General features: G+C 64.7%; 15 protein-coding genes. 5 read left to right on the top strand and 10 right to left on the bottom strand.

All coding sequences use genetic code 11. The features are described from left to right. Position 1: 1 nt before the first annotated feature. From EN862_RS13115 to EN862_RS13105, 3 genes are all read right to left on the bottom strand, one after another. Positions 2-439, bottom strand: coding sequence for a cytochrome c (locus EN862_RS13115; protein ID WP_042641989.1), 438 nt, complete (start codon positions 437-439; stop codon positions 2-4). Between the two features lie 259 nt (positions 440-698). Beyond that, positions 699-1,301 (bottom strand): superoxide dismutase, encoded by a 603-nt coding sequence (locus EN862_RS13110; RefSeq protein WP_127867171.1) that lies wholly within the window; start codon positions 1,299-1,301, stop codon positions 699-701. 203 nt (positions 1,302-1,504) lie between these two features. Next, positions 1,505-2,383, bottom strand: a complete 879-nt coding sequence (locus EN862_RS13105) for a branched-chain amino acid aminotransferase (protein ID WP_127867170.1) — start codon at positions 2,381-2,383, stop codon at positions 1,505-1,507. A gap of 150 nt (positions 2,384-2,533) precedes the next feature. On the opposite strand from EN862_RS13105, the gene EN862_RS13100 reads away from it, so the two are divergent. The 3 genes from EN862_RS13100 (at position 2,534) to EN862_RS13090 (ending at position 5,011) form a co-directional block, all read left to right on the top strand. Continuing rightward, positions 2,534-3,196 (top strand): haloacid dehalogenase type II, encoded by a 663-nt coding sequence (locus tag EN862_RS13100; protein WP_127867169.1) that lies wholly within the window; start codon positions 2,534-2,536, stop codon positions 3,194-3,196. Between the two features lie 172 nt (positions 3,197-3,368). Next, positions 3,369-4,196 carry a L,D-transpeptidase gene (locus tag EN862_RS13095; protein WP_127867168.1) on the top strand — a complete coding sequence of 276 codons (828 nt, stop codon included), beginning with the start codon at positions 3,369-3,371 and terminating at the stop codon, positions 4,194-4,196. A gap of 191 nt (positions 4,197-4,387) precedes the next feature. Beyond that, positions 4,388-5,011, top strand: coding sequence for an FMN-binding negative transcriptional regulator (locus tag EN862_RS13090; protein ID WP_127867167.1), 624 nt, complete (start codon positions 4,388-4,390; stop codon positions 5,009-5,011). Positions 5,012-5,062: 51 nt separating this feature from the next. Here EN862_RS13090 and EN862_RS13085 read toward each other — a convergent pair whose 3' ends face one another. The 7 genes from EN862_RS13085 to EN862_RS13055 all read right to left on the bottom strand — a co-directional run bounded on the left by EN862_RS13085 (position 5,063) and on the right by EN862_RS13055 (position 14,608). Further along, entirely contained in the window at positions 5,063-5,536 is a 474-nt protein-coding gene (locus tag EN862_RS13085) for a DUF4189 domain-containing protein (RefSeq protein WP_127867166.1), read from the bottom strand. Between the two features lie 51 nt (positions 5,537-5,587). Continuing rightward, the gene (locus EN862_RS13080) at positions 5,588-6,313 is read right to left on the bottom strand and encodes a hypothetical protein (RefSeq protein WP_127867165.1); all 726 of its coding nucleotides are present in this window, start codon (positions 6,311-6,313) and stop codon (positions 5,588-5,590) included. Positions 6,314-6,326: 13 nt separating this feature from the next. Further along, positions 6,327-6,866, bottom strand: a complete 540-nt coding sequence (locus EN862_RS13075) for an invasion associated locus B family protein (RefSeq protein ID WP_245519569.1) — start codon at positions 6,864-6,866, stop codon at positions 6,327-6,329. A 44-nt stretch (positions 6,867-6,910) separates the two neighbouring features. Then, positions 6,911-11,569, bottom strand: a complete 4,659-nt coding sequence (locus EN862_RS13070; protein ID WP_127878546.1) for a YadA-like family protein — start codon at positions 11,567-11,569, stop codon at positions 6,911-6,913. Beyond that, positions 11,566-12,021 (bottom strand): hypothetical protein, encoded by a 456-nt coding sequence (locus tag EN862_RS13065; protein ID WP_127867162.1) that lies wholly within the window; start codon positions 12,019-12,021, stop codon positions 11,566-11,568. The genes EN862_RS13070 and EN862_RS13065 overlap by 4 nt, the downstream gene beginning before the upstream one ends. Before the next feature lie 197 nt (positions 12,022-12,218). Further along, complete coding sequence (locus EN862_RS36830) at positions 12,219-12,641, bottom strand: AraC family transcriptional regulator (RefSeq protein ID WP_245519568.1); 423 nt, start codon at positions 12,639-12,641, stop codon at positions 12,219-12,221. Between the two features lie 443 nt (positions 12,642-13,084). Next, positions 13,085-14,608, bottom strand: a complete 1,524-nt coding sequence (locus EN862_RS13055) for a helicase HerA-like C-terminal domain-containing protein (protein ID WP_127867161.1) — start codon at positions 14,606-14,608, stop codon at positions 13,085-13,087. A 256-nt stretch (positions 14,609-14,864) separates the two neighbouring features. On the opposite strand from EN862_RS13055, the gene EN862_RS13050 reads away from it, so the two are divergent. Together EN862_RS13050 and scpA are read left to right on the top strand one after the other, a co-directional pair. Then, a complete protein-coding gene (locus EN862_RS13050; protein ID WP_127867160.1) occupies positions 14,865-16,307 on the top strand; it encodes a methylmalonyl-CoA mutase subunit beta in 1,443 nt (480 codons plus the stop codon). Next, positions 16,304-18,427 (top strand): methylmalonyl-CoA mutase, encoded by a 2,124-nt coding sequence (scpA, locus tag EN862_RS13045; RefSeq protein WP_127867159.1) that lies wholly within the window; start codon positions 16,304-16,306, stop codon positions 18,425-18,427. The genes EN862_RS13050 and scpA overlap by 4 nt, the downstream gene beginning before the upstream one ends. The last annotated feature ends 55 nt before the right edge of the window (positions 18,428-18,482 follow it).

Below are 18,482 nucleotides of genomic sequence, written 5' to 3'. Positions count from 1 at the left end.
ATCAGCCCTTCTTGATCCTGTAGCTCTGATGGCACGCGCCGCAATCGCCGCCGAGGGTGTTGAGCTGCGCCTTCAGACCATCGACATCGCCCGGCGGCGAGGCGACCGCTTCCTTGGTGTTGGCCAGGAACTTGTCCTCAGCGGCCTTGAAACCGGCCATGTCTTCCCAGATCTTGGGTGCTGCCGTGGTGTCGCCCTTGTCGGAGCCGGCCGGAAACAGTTTTTCGGCATCGAACTTCTCGGCATTGGCCTGCAGGGCCTTCAGCGTCGTCAGCACGGCGGCCGCGTCGAAATCCTCCTCGCCCTTGACCACCTTGGACAACTGGCCGGCGAGCTTGCCGCGCTCCTTCATCAGCGCCTGGCGCTCCTGGATCGGATCGGCAAAGGCGGCCGAACCGGCAAAGGCGAGCATGGAGATGGCAAGGACAAGCTTTCTCATTCAATTGGCTCCGTGGTGAGACTGCGCGACTGGACGTTAACGGAGCTGGTGGCGGGAATATTCCCCCAGTGCCGTCACGATTTTCGCGGCCGTGATCAATCTCCTGTGTTGGCTGATAAAGAAAAGCCCCGGTACGCCGGGGCTTTTCATCAAAATCGCTCAGCCCTTACAGCGCCGCGCGCCTTTCGGCGCGCAAAGGACGCTGTAACGCTTGATTCTGCGCATGATCCTTTCCGAAAATCGATTTCGATTTTCGGGGTCATGCACGGGCCTTCTCGTACATCTCCAGGACGTGGTCCCAGTTGATCAGGCTGTCGACGAAGGCCTCGAGATATTTCGGCCGCGCGTTGCGGTAGTCGATGTAGTAGGAGTGCTCCCAGACATCGACGCCGAGTATCGGCGTGCCGCCATGCACCAGCGGGTTCTCCCCGTTCGGCGTCTTGGAAATCTCGAGCTTGCCGTTCTTGACCGAGACCCAAGCCCAGCCGGAGCCGAACTGGGTGGTGCCGGCGGCGATGAAATCCGCCTTGAACTTGTCATAGCCGCCGAGATCGCTGTCGACGGCCTTCTGCAGCGCGCCCGGCAGCTTGTTGCCGCCGCCGCCCTTCTTCATCCATTTCCAGAAATGGATGTGATTGTAGTGCTGGGCCGCGTTGTTGAAGAGCCCGGCATTCTTGCCGAAGGACTGCTTGACCACCTCTTCGACCGACAGGTCGCCAAGGCCGGCCTCAGCGGCCAGCTTGTTGCCGTTGTCGACATAGGCCTTGTGGTGCTTGTCGTGGTGATACTCCAGCGTCTCCTTCGACATATAGGGCTGAAGCGCCTCGTAGTCGTAAGGCAAGGCGGGCAACTCAAAAGCCATGGATGGTACTCCCTCGAGGAAAAAATCCGGTGAAACTACCGAACTTAGATAGGTCTGGAATGGGTTGGGGCAACTCCGGAATGAAGCGCCGAGCGACTTTAGAGCAATTCGCGAAAAAGTGTGAAAGGGTTTTCCGTCCGCAATTGCGCCAAACAAGAGAAAGAGTGGGTCGCCGTTCCGTGAAACGCTGAAACTCCAGCGGCTCAAGCGGCGGACGTCGAATGCGCCCATTCCCAATAAAGCTCGCGCGCCTTCTTGGCCACGGGCCCGGGCTGCAGGTCGCGGCTCTCGATGCGCGTGACCGGCACGACCTTGGAATGGTTTCCGGTCGAGAAGATTTCGTCGGCCTCGAGAAAATCGCGAACCGACAGCGTCTTCTCGATGGTCCTGAAGCCGTAGTCGCCGAGCAGGTTGATGGTGCGCGAGCGGGTAATGCCCGACAGGAAGGTGCCGTTCGGGGCGGGCGTCATCACATGGCCGTCCTTGACCAGGAAGATGTTGGACGTGCCGGTCTCGGCGACATTGCCCAGCATGTCGAGCACGAGCGCATTGTCGAAGCCGCGATTCTTGGCCTCCAGGATGGCGCGGCCGTTGTTGGGATAGAGGCAGCCGGCCTTGGCGTTGGTCGGCATGGTCTCGATGGTCGGCCGCCGGAACGGCGAGACGCCGACCGAGAAACCGGATGGCGGGATCATCGGAGATTCGTAGAGGCAGAGGCAGAAGCGGGTCGAATCCGGATCGGCCGGCACGCCCATATAGCCGCCGTGCTCGGCCCAATACATCGGCCTGATATAGACTGCCGTCTTGCCGTCGAACTTCTTCAAGCCGTCCCAGGTCAGGCCGACGATCTCTTCCGTCGTCATCCACGGCTTCAGGCCAAGCGCCGTCGCCGATGCGTTGACGCGGGCGGAGTGAAGCTCGAGGTCGGGCGCGACGCCTTCGAACCAGCGGCCGCCGTCGAAGACGCTGGTGCCGAGCCACATGGCGTGGCTGCGCGGTCCGAGAATGGCAACGTTGCCCTCGTACCAGTCGCCGTCCACATAGGTCCATGTCGCGGATTGCGCCGCAGCCGCCAGTGTCATGTTCGTCGTCCAACGAGTGATTTCAGGCGGCCATAGGACGATGCTTTGACGGCCGGCGTCAACCGACATCGGGAAAAATCGTTGAGGCCAGAGGCACTTGACTGCAATCAATGCTTGCACGGCGGGCCCGCGCGCCGCAAAACTTAAGCCATGCATCATGCCGCCTATGTCTTCGACGCCTATGGCACGTTGTTCGACGTGCACGCCGCCGTGCGCCGCCATGCCGGCGAGATCGGCCCGGACGGGCAGCTGCTGTCGGAAATCTGGCGCGCCAAGCAGCTCGAATATTCCTGGGTGCGGACGCTGATGCGCTCTTATGCCGACTTCTGGCAACTGACCGAGCAGGCACTCGACTTTGCGCTGCGCAAGGTGCCCTCGGCCGATCCGGCGCTGCGGACGAAGCTGCTCGAAGCCTATTGGCGGCTCGATTGCTATCCGGAAGTGCCCGCCGTGCTGAAGGCGCTCAAATCGTCCGGCGCGAAGCTTGCAATCCTCTCCAACGGTTCGCCGGAAATGCTCGACGCGGCGGTCAAATCCGCCGCGCTCGACCAGATCCTGGACAACGTGTTTTCGGTCGACCAGGTCAAGCGCTTCAAGACCGACCCCTCGGTCTACGACATGGTGGTCACCAGTTGGCGGCTTTATCCGGGAGCGGTCTCTTTCCAGTCGTCGAACCGTTGGGACATAGCGGGCGCGACCAAATTCGGTTTCCGTACGGTCTGGATCAACCGGACCAACCAGCCGGATGAATACCGCGACTTTCCGCCAGGGCTGATCCTGCCTTCGCTCGACGGCCTGCTGGCGGGCGTCTGACATCGCTGTTGCTGCAGCGCAACAGCCGTGACGTGGTCACAGCTTCGCCTTTTTCTGTCCACCCTCAGGCCAGAATTGGAACCGCCTATCACGCCCGATTGTTATGGATGCCGCCAGCCAATAGCCTTCGCATTCATGCTTTCTTGCAAGTTAAGACCCAGAAAAGGCAACCATGTCAGACGCTTCCCTCCGCATCAGCCGCCGTGGCTTCCTCAATTTCACAGCCCTTGGCGCTGCTTCGGTTGCCGTGTCCGCCTGCACCACGACCAGCGATCAAGGCCCAGCACCCATCCAAACGCCGCCGCCTCAGGCTCCTGTCGAGCCGCCGCTTGGCGACTATGAGACGATGTATGGCGCGATGTCGGACAATGGCTTCGACCTGCCGGCCATCCCGGTGCACAAGATCGATCACAGATTCCTGCGCCAGATCGTTCCCGATCCGACCGGGCAGCGCCCCGGCACCATCGTCGTCGATACCACCAACCACTTCCTCTATCTGGTGCGCGAGGGCGGCCAGGCGATCCGCTACGGCGTCGGTCTCGGCCGCGCCGGTTTCGAATGGTCGGGCGACGCGGTCGTGCAGTGGAAGCAGAAGTGGCCGAAATGGACGCCGCCGGACGAGATGGTCGCGCGCCAGCCGGAGCTGACACAATACAGCGCCAAGAATGGCGGCATGCCCGGTGGCCTGAAGAACCCGCTCGGCGCGCGTGCGCTCTATCTCTTCCAGGGCAGTCAGGACACGCTCTACCGCCTGCACGGTTCACCCGAATGGTGGTCGATCGGCAAGTCGGTTTCGTCGGGCTGCGTGCGCCTGATCAACCAGGACATCATCGACCTCTACGACCGCGTGCCCACCAAGACCCCGGTCGTCGTGACGGCCAATGTCGGGGCGCCGGAAGAGGACATGCCGGATCGCCAGGCGATCCCGATCGACAACGGCGTGCCGACGGGCTCGATCCTGCTTGGCCCGGTGAAGCGGCTCACCAACGAGATTTTCTGAACTGACGATCCGTCAGCGGTGCCAGCCCAGATGATGGCCGGCATCGCGGCCGGACACCCTGGCGGGATCCGCGGCGCCGGGCCACTGGCATCGGCGCATCACGACTTCCGGCTGGACCACACAAAAACGTCAAAACCGGATGTTCTAAGCAGGCCGGACTTCAGGCATTTTATGCCGCAAGGAGTTTTGCCATGTACACACCGCCCGCCTTCCGCGATGACGATCATGAGAGCCTGAGCGCAACAATCCGCGCCGCGCGGCTGGCGACGCTAGTCACCGCCACGGCGGAAGGACCGCTGGCTACGCCGCTGCCGCTTTTCCTCGATGACAGCGAAGGCGAGCATGGCGTCATCTACGGCCATGTCGCGAAGGCAAATCCGCAATGGCGCGTTCCTGCGCTGGGCGACGGCCTGGCGATCTTCATGGGACCGGACGCCTATGTGACGCCGGCCTGGTATCAGACCAAGCAGGAGACCGGGAAGGTGGTGCCGACCTGGAACTATATCGCCGCCCACGCCCATGGGCCGATCGAATTCTTCGAGGACGCCGACAGGCTGCTTGAGGTCGTGACCCGTCTGACCAATTTGCACGAGGGCGAGCGCAGCGCACCCTGGGCCGTGTCGGACGCGCCGGCGGATTTCATCCAGTCGCAGTTGAAGGGCATTGTCGGCCTGCGCATGCCGATCACGCGGCTGGAAGGCAAGCGCAAGATGAGCCAGAACCGCAACGCGGCCGATCGCGCCGGCGTGCTCGCAGGCCTAGCGGCCAGCGAGCGGCCTTCCGACCGCGAGGTTGCACCGCTCATTCCGCTGTGAACCGCGCCAAGGCCGGCTGACCGCCGCGGCCGCTCGAATTCCGCAGCGAAGTCAGGTGCAGACCCACTCGCGGATCTTGCACTCCTTCCCTTCGCCGCCGCATTGCGCCGTGGCCTTGTCCTGCGCATCCTTGCGGGTCGTGGCCGATGCCACGCCCCAGAACGGGGTGGCCGCGCCACGGCTCTTGCCGACCGACAGAGCGGCGCAATGCTCGTAGGGAAAGCCGGTGCCGTCATCATCGTCCCAGTGGCGATGGTTGCGGAAAACTTCGACCACCCTGCAGCCCTTGCCGTCCGCGTTCTCGCAATATTTGAGCGCTATGTCTTCTGCCTCCTGGCGCTTGTCGGCACCCCAGAAGAAGCCGTGACGGCCGTCATCCGGCGAATAGGCGATCGCGCCCCAGATGCCTTTTTCCTCACCTGTCTCAGCCGGCGGCGGCGCCACCAGGTCAGCGGCGTGGGCTGCGATGGTAAGCCCGGCCAGTGCCGCCAGCAGCGGGAGTGAGAGGCGACGGTCGATCAGCATTTTCGTAGCTCCCGATTGCAGCTGTGAGGAATCGATAACCGTGCCCGGCCGCTATCCGCCCATGCGCGCGACCGAGACGACGATGCAGGTGTTGCCGGTGGGGACCAGCAGGGCCTGGCCGCCATTGTTGGCCAGGTTGAAAAGGCTGGTGTTCGACAGATTGTCTGCCGGAACGCTGCCTTTCGGCAGGGTCTGCGCGACCTCCTGGCAGGACTTCTGGAAAGGCGCCACCCGCACCAGGCTCCCCTCGCAGCTTTGGCCGACGGGCGAAGCAATGACGACGCCGGCGGCTTGCGTCTTGTAGTCCGGCAGATCGTAGCTCATCCCGGCGACGGCCTGCACGGCATGGGTATCGGGCGAGGTGTTGTCCCACTGTGTCTGGATCGCATAGGTCGATCCCGCGGTCAGCGCCTGCCCGAGCGCGGCAAAGAGGTTGGCGCAGGTGTGGACGCCTGCCTGGCTCGCATGCGTCTGGAAGGGAGTTCTGACGCCCGAAGCATCTTCCGCGACGGGCTTGACGTCGGTCGGCTTGGCAGCGGCAGGCGCCTGCGATTGCGCCGAGGCGGTGCCCGCGACGAATTCGCCCAGCGCCGGAAAGAAGCGGAGCGACGAGACGACCGCCGCCGCGACCAGGACGGCGAAGGCGCCGAGCAGCGCGGTGTTTCGCACCAGCCGCCAGGCCGATGAGCGCGCCGGCGGCGGGCTTGCAGGCGGTTCCGGCAGCGGAGCGGGCTGGGGGCGGTTTAGGATTCTGTCCTCGATGGATTGGCGGGTCATATCGCTGATCTCTCTATTTGATGGTCGACAGCGCGGTCTTGAGCCCCTTGAAAGGAGCATCGAGGCTGACGGTCGCTCCCGACGGTAGGGAATAGGAAACCTGGACGGTGGTCTCCTTGCCGATCTGGTCGCGAAGGACCGGGCCTACCGGCACATAGCCGACGCAAACCGACGCATCGCAGCCCTGCAGTTGAACGTCGACGGACTGCTTGCGGCCGGCCAGCTTGAGCGAGAGTTTGCTTCCCGCACCAGCCTGGCTGGGGGTCCGCAAGATCATGAAGGGTTTGCCTTTCTCGTCGGCCGCCAGCGACCAGCTGAAGACCAGGGCCTGGCCCTGGTCGATGAAGGACTGGCTGATGTTGCAAACCTTCTTCCTGGCCTGCAGGTTCTCGTCGCAGATCAGCGTCCAGTTCTCGAACGGGCGCGTGGTCCGTTGGTAGTCGCCGAGTTTTACGCCCGCTGGTACTGCAACGTCCGAAGGTTTTATCCGATAGGCAGGCGGGGCCGCCTCCTGCCCGGCCGCGCGCGGGCCGGACAGGAGCATGCAAGTCATGCAGATTGCGACAGCAGAGCCGGCTTGCCTGACCATAAATAAACTCAGTTCAGGGTAAAGCTGACACCCGCGCCGACACCCCAGTGCCCGCCGGCCGTCGTGCCGGACACGTTGGCCCGGGCGCGTCCGTCCTCGCTGGTGTAGCCGGCGCCGAAGGCGACAGCCCCCTCGCCGCGCCAATAGCCGCCGCCCGCCGCCACGCTCAGCTTGCCCGGGCGGTCGTCATAGCGCAGCGATGCGGCCGCCAGGCCGATCGCGGCCGCCTGGCGCGCTTCGCCGCGAGCCTCGCCCATATCCATGTTGAGCTGGCTGAGCTTGGAGTCGGTATAGGCATTGGCCTGCTGCAGCGTCGTGGCCGCCACCTGGTTGGTGTAGGTCTTCGAGTTGTCGAGCGTCGTCGCCAGCCCAAGATTGAGTTGCTGCACGTTGACCGCATCGGTGTCGGCGGTGCCCGCGCCGACATTGTGGATGACGACAGGCGCATTCACGTCGCCGCCGACGAGCGTCAGCGAGTTGGACTTGGTGCCGTCCGGGTTCTTGTCATACTGGACAGAGAACTCGGTGAGGTTGCCGACGCTTCCCTGCACGGCTTCGACAGCCTGATTGGTCGCGTAAAGCTGGCTGCCGTTGATGGCGTCAGTCGAGGTGGCGCTGATACGACCCGCCGCCACATTGGTGACGGTGCGCTCCTTGCCGACGTCGCCGACGCTCACCGTGCTCGTGGGGTTGGTTCCGGCAAAGGTGTAGGCGACGCCGTTGATCGTGGTGCCCGTGGTGGCGACCGCGGCCGCCGTCTTCGAGCCGGCGCCGAGCGCGACACTGCCCGGCTCGTTGGCGGTGGCGCCGGCGCCGAGCGCCATCGACTGGGCGCCGTTGGCGGTCGAGTTGGTGCCAAGCGCGATGCTGTCGGCCTGGTTGACGGTCGCCGTCTGGCCGATGGCGATGCCGCCAGGCGCGGTCTGCTGGACGATGGCGCCGTTGCCCATGCCGATGCCGTTGTCGCCATTGACGGTCGTGCGCGGACCGACCGCAACCGATTCGGCGCCGACGGCAAGCGAGTCCGAGGCCGTCGAATTGGCGTGGAAGTACATGGTGCCGGTCACCGCGAAGGAACTCAGGGCCCCCTTCAACTGGCGAAGCGTGACGGCGTCCTGGTCCTGCGTGCCATCGGCCACGTTGATGATCTGGCGGTAAGAGGTCGAGGTGCCCACCGAGACGGCGCCGAGCAGGCTCATGTCCGCGGTGTTGTAGGGGATGAGGCCGGTGCCGGAGAGGATCGATCCCGATGCCGGCGCCACCGCGCGATCGGAAACCGAGCCGGAGCCGAGCGCCACGCCGTCGGTGATGGAGACCGTGGTGCCGCGGCCGAGCGCCAGCGAATTGGCGGCAGAGGCCGTCGCCTGGTAGCCGAGCGCCGAGGAGCCGACCCCTTGCGCGAAGGCGTCGGTGACCGGAAGCGTCGTGTCGTTGGTGCGGACATAGCGGATGCCGTCGCCATTGGCGTCGGTATAGGCCGTCGAGGTGTCGCCGGCGATGTTGGTGATCGCGTTGCCGAGCGTGGTGATGTCGGCTGTGTTGGCGGCGATGTCGGTGGTGTTCTGCGTCACCTGTTGGTTGGTGGCAAAGAGCTGCGAGCCGTTCACGGCATCGGTCGAGCCATTGCTCAGTTGTCCGGCCGCGACGTTCTGTATCTGCCGCTCCGCGCCGACCGAGCCGACCGAGAAGGCGCCCGCCGGCGTCCCGCCGGCGAAGGTGTAGGCGACGCCGCCGATCGTCGTGCCGCCAACTGCGGTCGTGGTGCCGGACACCGAATTCAGGCCGATCGCCACGTCGCCGGCATTGTTGGCGACGGCATTCGGGCCGACCGCAACGGAATCCGTCCCCAGTGCCTGGGAATCGGCCAGCGTCGAATTGGCGTGGAAATACTTGATGCCGCCGCCGGTGTTTATGTTGTTGATGGTGTTGCCGAGGTTGGTGATGTCGGCGGTGTTGGCAGCGATATCGGTCGTGTTCTTCGTCACCTGCTGGTTGGTGGCGAAGAGCTGCGAGCCGTTGACCGCGTCGGTCGACAAGCCGCTCAACTGTCCGGCCGCGACGTTCTGGATCTGACGCTCGGCCCCGACTGTGCCGACCGAGAAGGCACCGGCCGGCGTGGTACCGGCGAAGGTGTAGGCGACGCCGCCGATCGTCGTGCCGCCGACCGCGGTCGTGGTGCCGGACACCGAATTCAGACCAATTGCCACGTCGCCGGCGTTGTTGGCCACGGCATTCGGGCCGATCGCGACGGAATCCGTCCCGAGCGCCTGGGAATCCGGCAGCGTCGAATTGGCATGGAAATATTTGATGCCGCCGCCGGTGTTGATGTTGGTGACCGTACTGGCGAGGCTGTCTACGGCCTGATTGGTCGCGAAGAGCTGAGAACCATTGACCGCATCGGTCGAAGACCCGCTGATGCGCCCCGCCGCGAGATTGGTGAGCGTGCGTTCCGCGCCGGGCGCGCCGATGCTGACCGTCGAGGTCGGCGTGGTGCCCTGGAAGGCATAGGTCGTGCCGTTGACTACGGCGCTGGCCGTGCCGACCGCCGCCGTGGTCACCGAACCGGAACCCAGCGCCACGTCGCCGGAGCTAGCCGCCGCGGTGGCGCCATTGCCCAGCGCGACATTGCCGACGAAGCCAGCGGCGCCGGCGGTGGAGCCGTTGCCGAGCGCGACCGAGCCCTGCCCGATCGCCTTGTTGCCGTTGCCGATGGCGACGGCACCGTTGGCCATATTGGCGGCGGTGGCGGTGGCCGTGCCGTCGCTGTTGGCGATGTTGTTGGCGCCGCCGGTGAAGGCGCCGGTGCCGCTGGCATAGCTCGGATCGCCGATGGCGACCGCGCCGTCACCATAGGCTGTGTTGCCGGCGCCGATGGCAACGGCCTTGCCGCCATCGGCGGTCGCGCCCGTGCCCATGGCGATGGAGTCGGCGGAGAGCGCAGCGGACTGCAGACCGACCGCAATGGCGTTGGTTGCCGTCGCCTGGCTCTCGCGTCCCATTGCGAGGGCGTCGCCCGCGGATGACGTCACGTCCGTGCCGATGCCAATGGCGTTGTCTCCACTGGCGCTCGTTGCAAAGGTGCTCGAGCCGACATAGACGGCACCTATCCCGGTCGCCCTCGTGCCTGCGCCGAGAGAGATGGAGTTCTGGGCGGTGCTTTGGGCACCGCGGCCGAGCGCGGTGCTGTTGAGTCCGGTGGCGCGGGCTTCGCGTCCGACGGCAGTGGAATTGTCGGCGCTGGCTACGGTCCCGATGCCGAGAGCGGTGCTGGCGCTTCCTCCAGCGCTGGCGCTGACGCCGGCAGCGAGAGAATTGTCTCCTGCCGCATTCGCTCCGGATCCGAATGAGGAGGCGTTGGCGCCGCTGGCAACGGCGACGTTACCAACCGCCGTGCTGGCGGTGCCACTCGCCTTTGAGGTCGTGCCCATGGCGATGGCGTCTTGCGCGCTCGCATTGGCTTGCTTGCCGATTGCCGTGCCGTCTACACCGTTCGCAGTGGCGCCCAGCCCCAGCGCGGTTGCGTTCGCGGCGGTCGCCGCGGCGTTGTTGCCGAGCGCAGTGGCTGACACGCCCGTGGCCTGGGATCCCGAGCCAGCCGCGACCGAACCTACTCCGCTCGATACGGACGCATTGCCCAAGGCCAGCGCGAAGTTGGCCGACGCATTGGCATTGGGGCCGAATGCTGCCGAGCTTATCCCGCTCGCGGTGGAACTCGTCCCGATCGCGGTGGCAAACTGGGCCGACGCCACGCTTTGGCGTCCTATCGCGGTGGCGTCGGCTACCGATGCCGTGACATCCGTGCCAATGGCGATGGCGCTCTCCGCGAGAGCGCCCGATGTCGGGACGGTGCGCGCGCCAAGATAGACGGAGTTTATCGCGGTCGCGTTCGCCTGGAAGCCGAGCGCGACGGCATTCTGGGCGCTTGCAATCGTGCGGCTACCCTGAGCAAGGGAATCCAACCCGGACGCCGCCGCCTGCTCTCCAATCGCGATGCCGCGCAGCCCGGTTGCAGCGGACTGGTCACCTATCGCTATGGCGCTCACAGCTCCCGCATTGGCCTGGATACCCATCGCCGTGGCGCGGTCAGCCGTCGCAGTGGCGAACGAGCCAGTCGCCGTGCTGAAGTTCCCCGTCGCTCGAGCTCGGCTGCCTGTCGCCGTACTGACCTGCCCCGTTGCGTTCGCGCCATTGCCTATCGCAATCGCTTCAAAGGCCGTAAAGCCACCTGGAGTCATCACGCCGGCGGCTCCGCTTGCAGTGGCACCGATGCCGATGGCGATCGGAGAGCCGGCTCCGGTGGTCACGGATGCGTTGGCGCTCGTTCCGATGGCCACGGGACTGCCCGAGCCAGTCGCCTGGCTGCCCCCGCCGATCGCCACCCCGGAGCCCGCCGTCGCGGTTCCACCGCCCGCGGCGTAGTCCGCGGCGCTGGCGCTCTGCGGGAGGGCGACGACGCCGATTGCCGCCAGCACCACCGCCAAGGTTCCGCCGGCACCCAATGTCCCGAGCCCCATGCCCCTGCGCCGCATGCCGAGCACGCGATGCGCCTTGCGGAGCATCGCCATCAGGCGGCGCCGAAGCGAACGGCTGTCGGCGGCGCCCGAGATCCAGCTTTCAGCGAAGCCGGCCGATCCATGCCGGATGATTCGTGCTTGCCCGAGATTCATTGCGAGAGTGCCTCCTTTGGTGAGTCGCGCTCGATCATGGCAGGTTCCGCCGACCCTGCCGCCGATGCGTGTCTGCTAGGAAATGGAATGACGATATCGATGCCTTGGGCCAGCAACGCATGGCCTTGCTTCTCGCCGATCGCCTCGACGCGATCGAGCGTGTTTTCAAGCCAGGAGTCTCCCTCTTCCGGCACGGCCCGGAGCGCCTGGGCGACCCGATCTTCCGGAAGAAGACGGCCGAGATAGGAGCGCATAACGGCGAGATGGGAGTGAGGTGTCTCGCCGGCATGGACGACAGCGGTGAGGCCATAGAGATAGTGCGCAAGCAGGATGTCTTGCTTGGCCTGTGGAACGCCATTGCCATAGCGCTTCTCGAGCGTCCTTGCGGCCGACTCCAGCCAATAACCGATCTCCTCGGAAAGGCTTCGGCGAATCGCCGTGTCGTCGCTCATGTCCCCTCGCAGCCAAATCAGAATCCGAAACAGCCGGAATTGCTTCAAGAGGTCATGTTTTTGAACTGAGGTATTCCAATAAATTGCTGTTCTGTCTAAAAATATCCAGTGAGAAATCGGTAGTTAACAGTGAGTTACTCAAGCAATAACTTTAATTAGGAGGCATTCAACTTGCATACTGCTAATTTAGAATGATCTTATTTTTTCGATCGTGAGCCGCGCTGCCCCGTGCGCACCTGCTGAGGTGTCGCATGGCGATATTTCCTCATCATCGTGGTGAAGTGGCTCTGGCTCGAAAAGCCGGCCAGATCGGCAATGTCCGTGATCGACATGCGGCTGTCGGCAAGCAGCTTCTGGGCAAGGTCGAGGCGAAGGCCCAGAACATATTGATACGGCGACACGCCGAACGTCTTCGAAAAAGCGCGGGCGAAATGGTAAGGGGACAAGTCGCACACCGCCGCCATCTCGGCCAGCGACAGCTTGCGCGAGAAATTCTCCTCCAGGAATTGCTGGATTTGTTGGGTATGCCTTGCCGACAATCCGCCTTTCGCGTTCGGCAAGGGAGCCCTGTCGGAAGCGATCTCCGACAACAGGGCCGGTAAGTCATCGTCGCGCCGCAACCGGGCCTCCTGATGCTCAGCCTCCGCCCGTCTTGGCCCAACCTCAACACGTGTTTTCGGTTCCCCAGGCAAAACAAATCGTGATCAAGCGCATGGTTGGTAGAAGCCCTCGGATCCCGATCCGACGGCAACCATGCAACAGCCATGATTTGAGGCATCCGGTATTTCACGAAATTGCGGTTCGGCGAGGAAAAACGTCTCTCACGAAAACTTTAGATGAGGCTGATGCTATCTGCTTGTTCTCAAGTAAGATTTTTTCGTCGTGAGGTAACAAAAAGTAGCCTCTGACGGGTCAGGGCGCCATAAGCAATTCGCTTGGGAGGCGAGCGTCAGACCAATCGCCGGAATGCGGAAGCTGCCCGCCCACGACGGCGAGCATACCGCGGTAGGACGGTCGCGTGTTTGACCTGGCAGGCTGAGACGCGGACGCTCGCCGCGGCGCTCTAGCGCCCCCGCGCCAGGCTGCCGAGGATGCCGCGCACGATGGCGCGGCCGACGGAGGAGCCGACCGAGCGCACCACCGACTTGATGGCGGCTTCGGCCACCGTCTGGCGGTTGGAAGACCGCCGGTTGCCTGTTCCCAAAACATCGTCGAAGCCGGGAATGGTCCAGCGCGAGCCGCCGCTGTTCTGCTGCTGTGCCTGCGCCTCGGCGTCCTGCGCCTCCTTGGCTTTCTTCTGCAACATCTCGAAGGCCGATTCGCGATCGACAACCTGGTCGTACTGGCCGGCGACCGGGCTCTCGGCGATGATCTTGCGGCGCTCGTCGGGTGTGATCGGTCCGAGCCGCGATGACGGCGGCCGGATCAGCGTGCGCTGGACCATGGCCGGCACACCCTTGTCCTCCAGCATCGAGACCAGCGCCTCGCCGGTGGCGAGCTGGGTGATGGCCGTGGCGCAATCGAAATCGGGATTGGGCCGGAAGGTCTCGGCCGCGGTGCGCACCGCCTGCTGCTCGCGCGGGGTATAGGCGCGCAGCGCGTGCTGGACGCGGTTGCCGAGCTGGGCGAGCACCTTCTCCGGAATGTCGAGCGGATTCTGGGTGACGAAATAGACGCCGACGCCCTTGGAGCGGATGAGCCGCACCACCTGCTCGACGCGGTCGATCAGCACCTTCGGCGCGTCCTCGAACAAAAGATGCGCCTCGTCGAAGAAGAAGACCAGTTTCGGCCTGTCGAGATCGCCGACCTCGGGCAGTTCCTCGAAGAGTTCCGACATTAGCCAGAGCAGGAAGGTGGCGTAAAGCCTGGGGTTCATCATCAGCTTGTCGGCGGCGAGCACGCCGATCGCGCCGCGGCCGTCGCGCGTGGTGCGCATGATGTCGGCGATACGCAGCGCCGGCTCGCCGAAGAAGTTCGCGGCACCCTGCTGCTCCAGCACCAGGAGCGTGCGCTGGATGGCGCCGACGGAGGGCTTGGTGACATTGCCGTAGCGCGCGCTGAGCTCGTCGGCGCGCTCGGCGATGTTGGCGAGCAGCGCCTGCAGGTCCTTCAGATCGAGCAGCAGCAGGCCTTCCTCGTCGGCGATGCGGAAGGCGATGTTCATGATGCCTTCCTGCGCTTCGGTGAGGTTCATCAGCCGCGAGAGCAGCAACGGCCCCATCTCGGAGATGGTGGCGCGGATCGGATGGCCCTGCTCGCCGAACAGATCCCAGAAGATGACCGGGAATTCCTGGAACTGGTAGGGATCGAGCTTCACCTCGCCGGCGCGCTTGACCAGGAAATCCTTGGCCTCGCCCATCATGGATATGCCGGAAAGGTCGCCCTTGATGTCGGCGCAGAACACCGGCACGCCGGCATTCGAGAAGCCCTCGGCCAGTATCTGCAGGCTGACTGTCTTGCCTGTGCCCGTGGCGCCTGTGACGAGGCCGTGGCGGTTGCCGTAGCGCAGCAGCAGCTCTTCGGCGCGCTGGTAGGAATCGTCGGGCTTGCGGCTGGCGCCGATGAAGATGCTGGTCTCGTCAGCCATATGTCCGGTCTCCGCAATCTGTTCCGCTCAAGGGCCTCACAAGGAGGTATAGTAACGCTCGTCGCATGCGGCAATGCCCAGCATCGCGTTTGGGACCGGCCCGGAATTTGGCCATTGGCGCTTGCGGATTTTGCGCATGTTTGGCAATCGATTGGCTGACCGCGAGAGAACCCGGACGGATAACGCATTGTGATATCCGGTTCCCGACCTTAGATTGGCTGGACAGGCTGATGCGGCCGAGAAGCGAGGAGGAGCGATGGGCGCCGGCGCCTTGACAAGGGATGTCGACCTTCCGAACCCGGATGCCAAGCGTTGGCGGGCGCTGGCGGAAAAGGCGCTTGCCGGCGGTTCCTTCGAGGAAAAGCTGGTCTCCCACACCGATGACGGCATCCGCATCGAGCCGCTCAGCCAGCGTTCGACGGCTGCAGAGCCGTTGCTGCGCACAAATCCGACCGCACCCTGGATCGTCAGCCAGCGTGTCGACGACCCGGACATCGCCCGGGCCAGCGCGCAAGCCCTGGAAGACATCGCCCAAGGCGCCACCGGCCTGTCGCTTGTCTTCGAGGGCGCGCCGAATGCCTTCGGCTACGGCCTGCCGCGCACCGCGAAAGCACTGGAAGCGGTGCTCGACGGCGTGCCGCTCAACCGCGTGCAGGTGCGCATCGACGTGCATCCCTGGAGCCGCGCGGTGGCCGACTGGCTGCTCGCCTTCCTGAGCAAACGCCGCTCCGATCCGACCAAGCTCAACCTCTCCTTCGGCATCGACCCGGCGGCGATCTTCGCAGGCACCGGGAGGCTGCGCACCTCGATCGAGGCGCTGCAGGAATCGATGCCGCAGTCGCTGGCGCATTTCTTCTCGATGGGCGTGCCGGGCGTGCTGCTGGAGGCCGACGGCCGCGTCTTCCACAATGCCGGCGCCACCGAGGCGCAGGAGCTCGGCACGATGATGGCCTCCGTCGTGTCCTATCTCAGGATGTTCGAGAAGGCGCGCCAGCCGCTGGTCTATGCAGCACCATATATTGGCTTCGCGCTCAGCGTCGATCAGGACCAGTTCCTGTCGATGGCCAAGGTGCGGGCTTTGCGCAAGCTCTGGGCGCGCATCCAGGAAGCCTGCTCGATCCCGGCCTCGACCGCCAGCATCCATGCCGAGACCTCCTACCGCATGATGACGATGGCCGACCCGGAGACCAACATCCTGCGCACGGCGATCGCGGCCTTCGCGGCGGCAACCGGCGGTGCCGATTCGATCTCGATCCTGCCGCACACGATCGCGCATGGATTGCCTGCCGGCTTTGCCCGCCGCATCGCCCGCAACGCCCAGCTCATCATGGCCGAGGAGAGCCATCTCGGCCATGTTGCCGACCCTGCCAGCGGCTCGGGCGCGGTCGAGGCGTTGACCGACGATCTCTGCACTGCCGCCTGGGAAGAATTCCAGCGCATAGAGGCCGAAGGCGGCGTGCTTGCCAGCCTGCAGCAGGGCTATATCCAGAACCGCGTGCAGACCGCCGCCGCCAAGCGCAACGGCGCCTACCGGTCGGGCGGACGCGGCATTGTCGGCACGACGCTGTACCGCGTCGGCACGGAGCGCCCGGTCGAGACGCTGCCGCAAGAGCGGCGGCCGGCGCTGACGGAAGGCGTAGCGACCTGCGAGCCGCTGTTTCCGCTGCGCATCGACCAGTCGATCGGAGCCGGATCATGATCCCGGATTTCAGCAAGATCGGCTGGTCGGCGCCGCGCCGCGCGCCGGTCGAGCTCAAGGGCCAGCGGATGACGCCGGAAGGCATCGCCGTGAAACACCTCTACACGCAGGGCGACCTCAGGGGGCTCGCCAATCTCGACACCTATCCGGGCCTGCCGCCGTTCGTGCGCGGCCCCTACCCCACGATGTATGTCCAGCAGCCGTGGACGATCCGGCAATATGCCGGCTTCTCGACGGCGGAAGAGTCCAACGCGTTCTACCGGCGCAATCTCGCGGCCGGCCAGAAAGGCCTGTCGGTCGCTTTCGACCTCGCCACGCATCGCGGCTATGACAGCGACCATCCGCGCGTCGCCGGCGATGTCGGCATGGCGGGTGTGGCGATCGATTCCATCCTCGACATGCGCCAGCTCTTCGACGGCATTCCGCTGGGCGAGATGACCGTGTCGATGACCATGAACGGCGCCGTGCTGCCGATTATGGCGCTGTACATCGTCGCGGCGGAGGAACAGGGCGCCGCGCAAAAGGATCTCGCCGGAACCATTCAGAACGACATTCTGAAGGAGTTCATGGTCCGCAACACCTACATTTATCCGCCGAAGCCATCGATGCGGATCGTGTCGGACATCTTCGCCTACACTTCGCATAACATGCCGAAGTTCAACTCGATCTCGATCTCCGGCTACCACATGCAGGAAGCCGGAGCGACGGCCGACCTCGAGCTTGCCTATACGATCGCAGACGGCATCGAATATGCGCGCGCCGGCGTCGCCGCAGGCCTCGACATCGACCGCTTCGCGCCGCGGCTTTCGTTCTTCTGGGCGATCGGCATGAACTTCTTCATGGAGGTCGCCAAGCTCAGGGCCGCGCGGCTTTTGTGGTCGAGCCTGATGCAGAAGAATTTCGCGCCGAAGGACGAGCGCTCGCTGTCGCTGCGCACCCATTGCCAGACTTCCGGATGGTCGCTGACGGCGCAGGACCCCTACAACAACATCACCCGCACGATGATCGAGGCGATGGCCGCGACGCAGGGGCACACCCAGTCGCTGCATACCAATTCATTCGACGAGGCGATGGCGCTGCCGACCGACCATTCGGCGCGGATCGCCCGCAACACGCAGCTCATCCTGCAGAAGGAATCCGGCACCACGCGCATGATCGACCCGTGGGGCGGCTCGGCCTATGTCGAGCGGCTGACGCATGATCTGGCGGCGCGCGCGCTCGCCCATATCGAGGAGGTCGAAAGCCTCGGCGGCATGGCGGCGGCGATCGAGCAAGGCATTCCGAAGCTGCGCATCGAGGAAGCGGCGGCGCGCACCCAGGCGCGCATCGATTCCGGCGAGCAAATTCTGGTCGGCGTCAACGCACATCGGCCTCAGACCGACATCGAAGTCGATGTGCTCAAGATCGACAATGCCGAAGTGAAAGCCCGGCAATTGGCGAAGCTGCAGCGGCTGAAGGGCACCCGCGATGTCGCAGCACTTGAGGACGCGCTGGCGGCGCTGACTCGCGCCGCCGAAAGCGGCGAGAACCTGCTCGAATTCGCGATCCGCGCGGCGCGCGCCAACGCCACCGTCGGCGAGATTTCTCTGGCGCTGGAAAAAGTGTTCGGCAGGCATACGGCTGCGGTGCAGACGATCTCCGGCGTCTACCGGGACGCGCTCGGCGACAATCCGGCGCTCGACCCGCTGCAGGAGAAGATCGAGGCGTTCGAGAAGAAATCCGGCGGCAAGCCGCGCATCCTGGTCGCCAAGATGGGTCAGGACGGCCATGACCGCGGCCAGAAGGTGATCGCCAGCGCCTTCGCCGATCTCGGCTTCGACGTCACCGTCGGGCCGATGTTCCAGACGCCGGACGAGATCGCAAAGCTTGCGGTGCAGCACGACGTCGACATCATCGGCGCGTCATCGCTCGCGGCCGGACACCTGACGCTGATCCCCGAACTCAGGGAGGCGCTTAAGAAGCTCGGCCATGGCGACATGCTGATCGTCGCCGGCGGCGTCATCCCGCCGCAGGACTATGACGCGGTGCTGGCGGCGGGTGCGGCGGAGATCTTCCCGCCGGGGACGGTTATCCCGGAAGCGGCGAACCGGCTGATGGATCGGTTGCTGGCCGATCAGTGAGGGCTTGCTGATTTGGCTGAAAGGTTGTTCCATGGAAATAGATACAACCATGGCG

It is taken from the genome of Mesorhizobium sp. M2E.F.Ca.ET.219.01.1.1 (assembly GCF_004016445.2).
Taxonomy (GTDB): domain Bacteria; phylum Pseudomonadota; class Alphaproteobacteria; order Rhizobiales; family Rhizobiaceae; genus Mesorhizobium.
Note: the sequence above shows the minus strand (reverse complement) of the source record. Positions and strands in the feature narration are given on the sequence as shown.

Bases quoted from the DNA above. Each gene is read 5' to 3' on its own strand.
- EN862_RS13115 (WP_042641989.1), bottom strand. From the start codon at position 439: ATGAGAAAGCTTGTCCTTGCCATCTCCATGCTCGCCTTTGCCGGTTCG.
- EN862_RS13110 (WP_127867171.1), bottom strand. From the start codon at position 1,301: ATGGCTTTTGAGTTGCCCGCCTTGCCTTACGACTACGAGGCGCTTCAG.
- EN862_RS13105 (WP_127867170.1), bottom strand. From the start codon at position 2,383: ATGACACTGGCGGCTGCGGCGCAATCCGCGACATGGACCTATGTGGAC.
- EN862_RS13100 (WP_127867169.1), top strand. From the start codon at position 2,534: ATGCATCATGCCGCCTATGTCTTCGACGCCTATGGCACGTTGTTCGAC.
- EN862_RS13095 (WP_127867168.1), top strand. From the start codon at position 3,369: ATGTCAGACGCTTCCCTCCGCATCAGCCGCCGTGGCTTCCTCAATTTC.
- EN862_RS13090 (WP_127867167.1), top strand. From the start codon at position 4,388: ATGTACACACCGCCCGCCTTCCGCGATGACGATCATGAGAGCCTGAGC.
- EN862_RS13085 (WP_127867166.1), bottom strand. From the start codon at position 5,536: ATGCTGATCGACCGTCGCCTCTCACTCCCGCTGCTGGCGGCACTGGCC.
- EN862_RS13080 (WP_127867165.1), bottom strand. From the start codon at position 6,313: ATGACCCGCCAATCCATCGAGGACAGAATCCTAAACCGCCCCCAGCCC.
- EN862_RS13075 (WP_245519569.1), bottom strand. From the start codon at position 6,866: ATGACTTGCATGCTCCTGTCCGGCCCGCGCGCGGCCGGGCAGGAGGCG.
- EN862_RS13070 (WP_127878546.1), bottom strand. From the start codon at position 11,569: ATGAATCTCGGGCAAGCACGAATCATCCGGCATGGATCGGCCGGCTTC.
- EN862_RS13065 (WP_127867162.1), bottom strand. From the start codon at position 12,021: ATGAGCGACGACACGGCGATTCGCCGAAGCCTTTCCGAGGAGATCGGT.
- EN862_RS13055 (WP_127867161.1), bottom strand. From the start codon at position 14,608: ATGGCTGACGAGACCAGCATCTTCATCGGCGCCAGCCGCAAGCCCGAC.
- EN862_RS13050 (WP_127867160.1), top strand. From the start codon at position 14,865: ATGGGCGCCGGCGCCTTGACAAGGGATGTCGACCTTCCGAACCCGGAT.
- scpA (WP_127867159.1), top strand. From the start codon at position 16,304: ATGATCCCGGATTTCAGCAAGATCGGCTGGTCGGCGCCGCGCCGCGCG.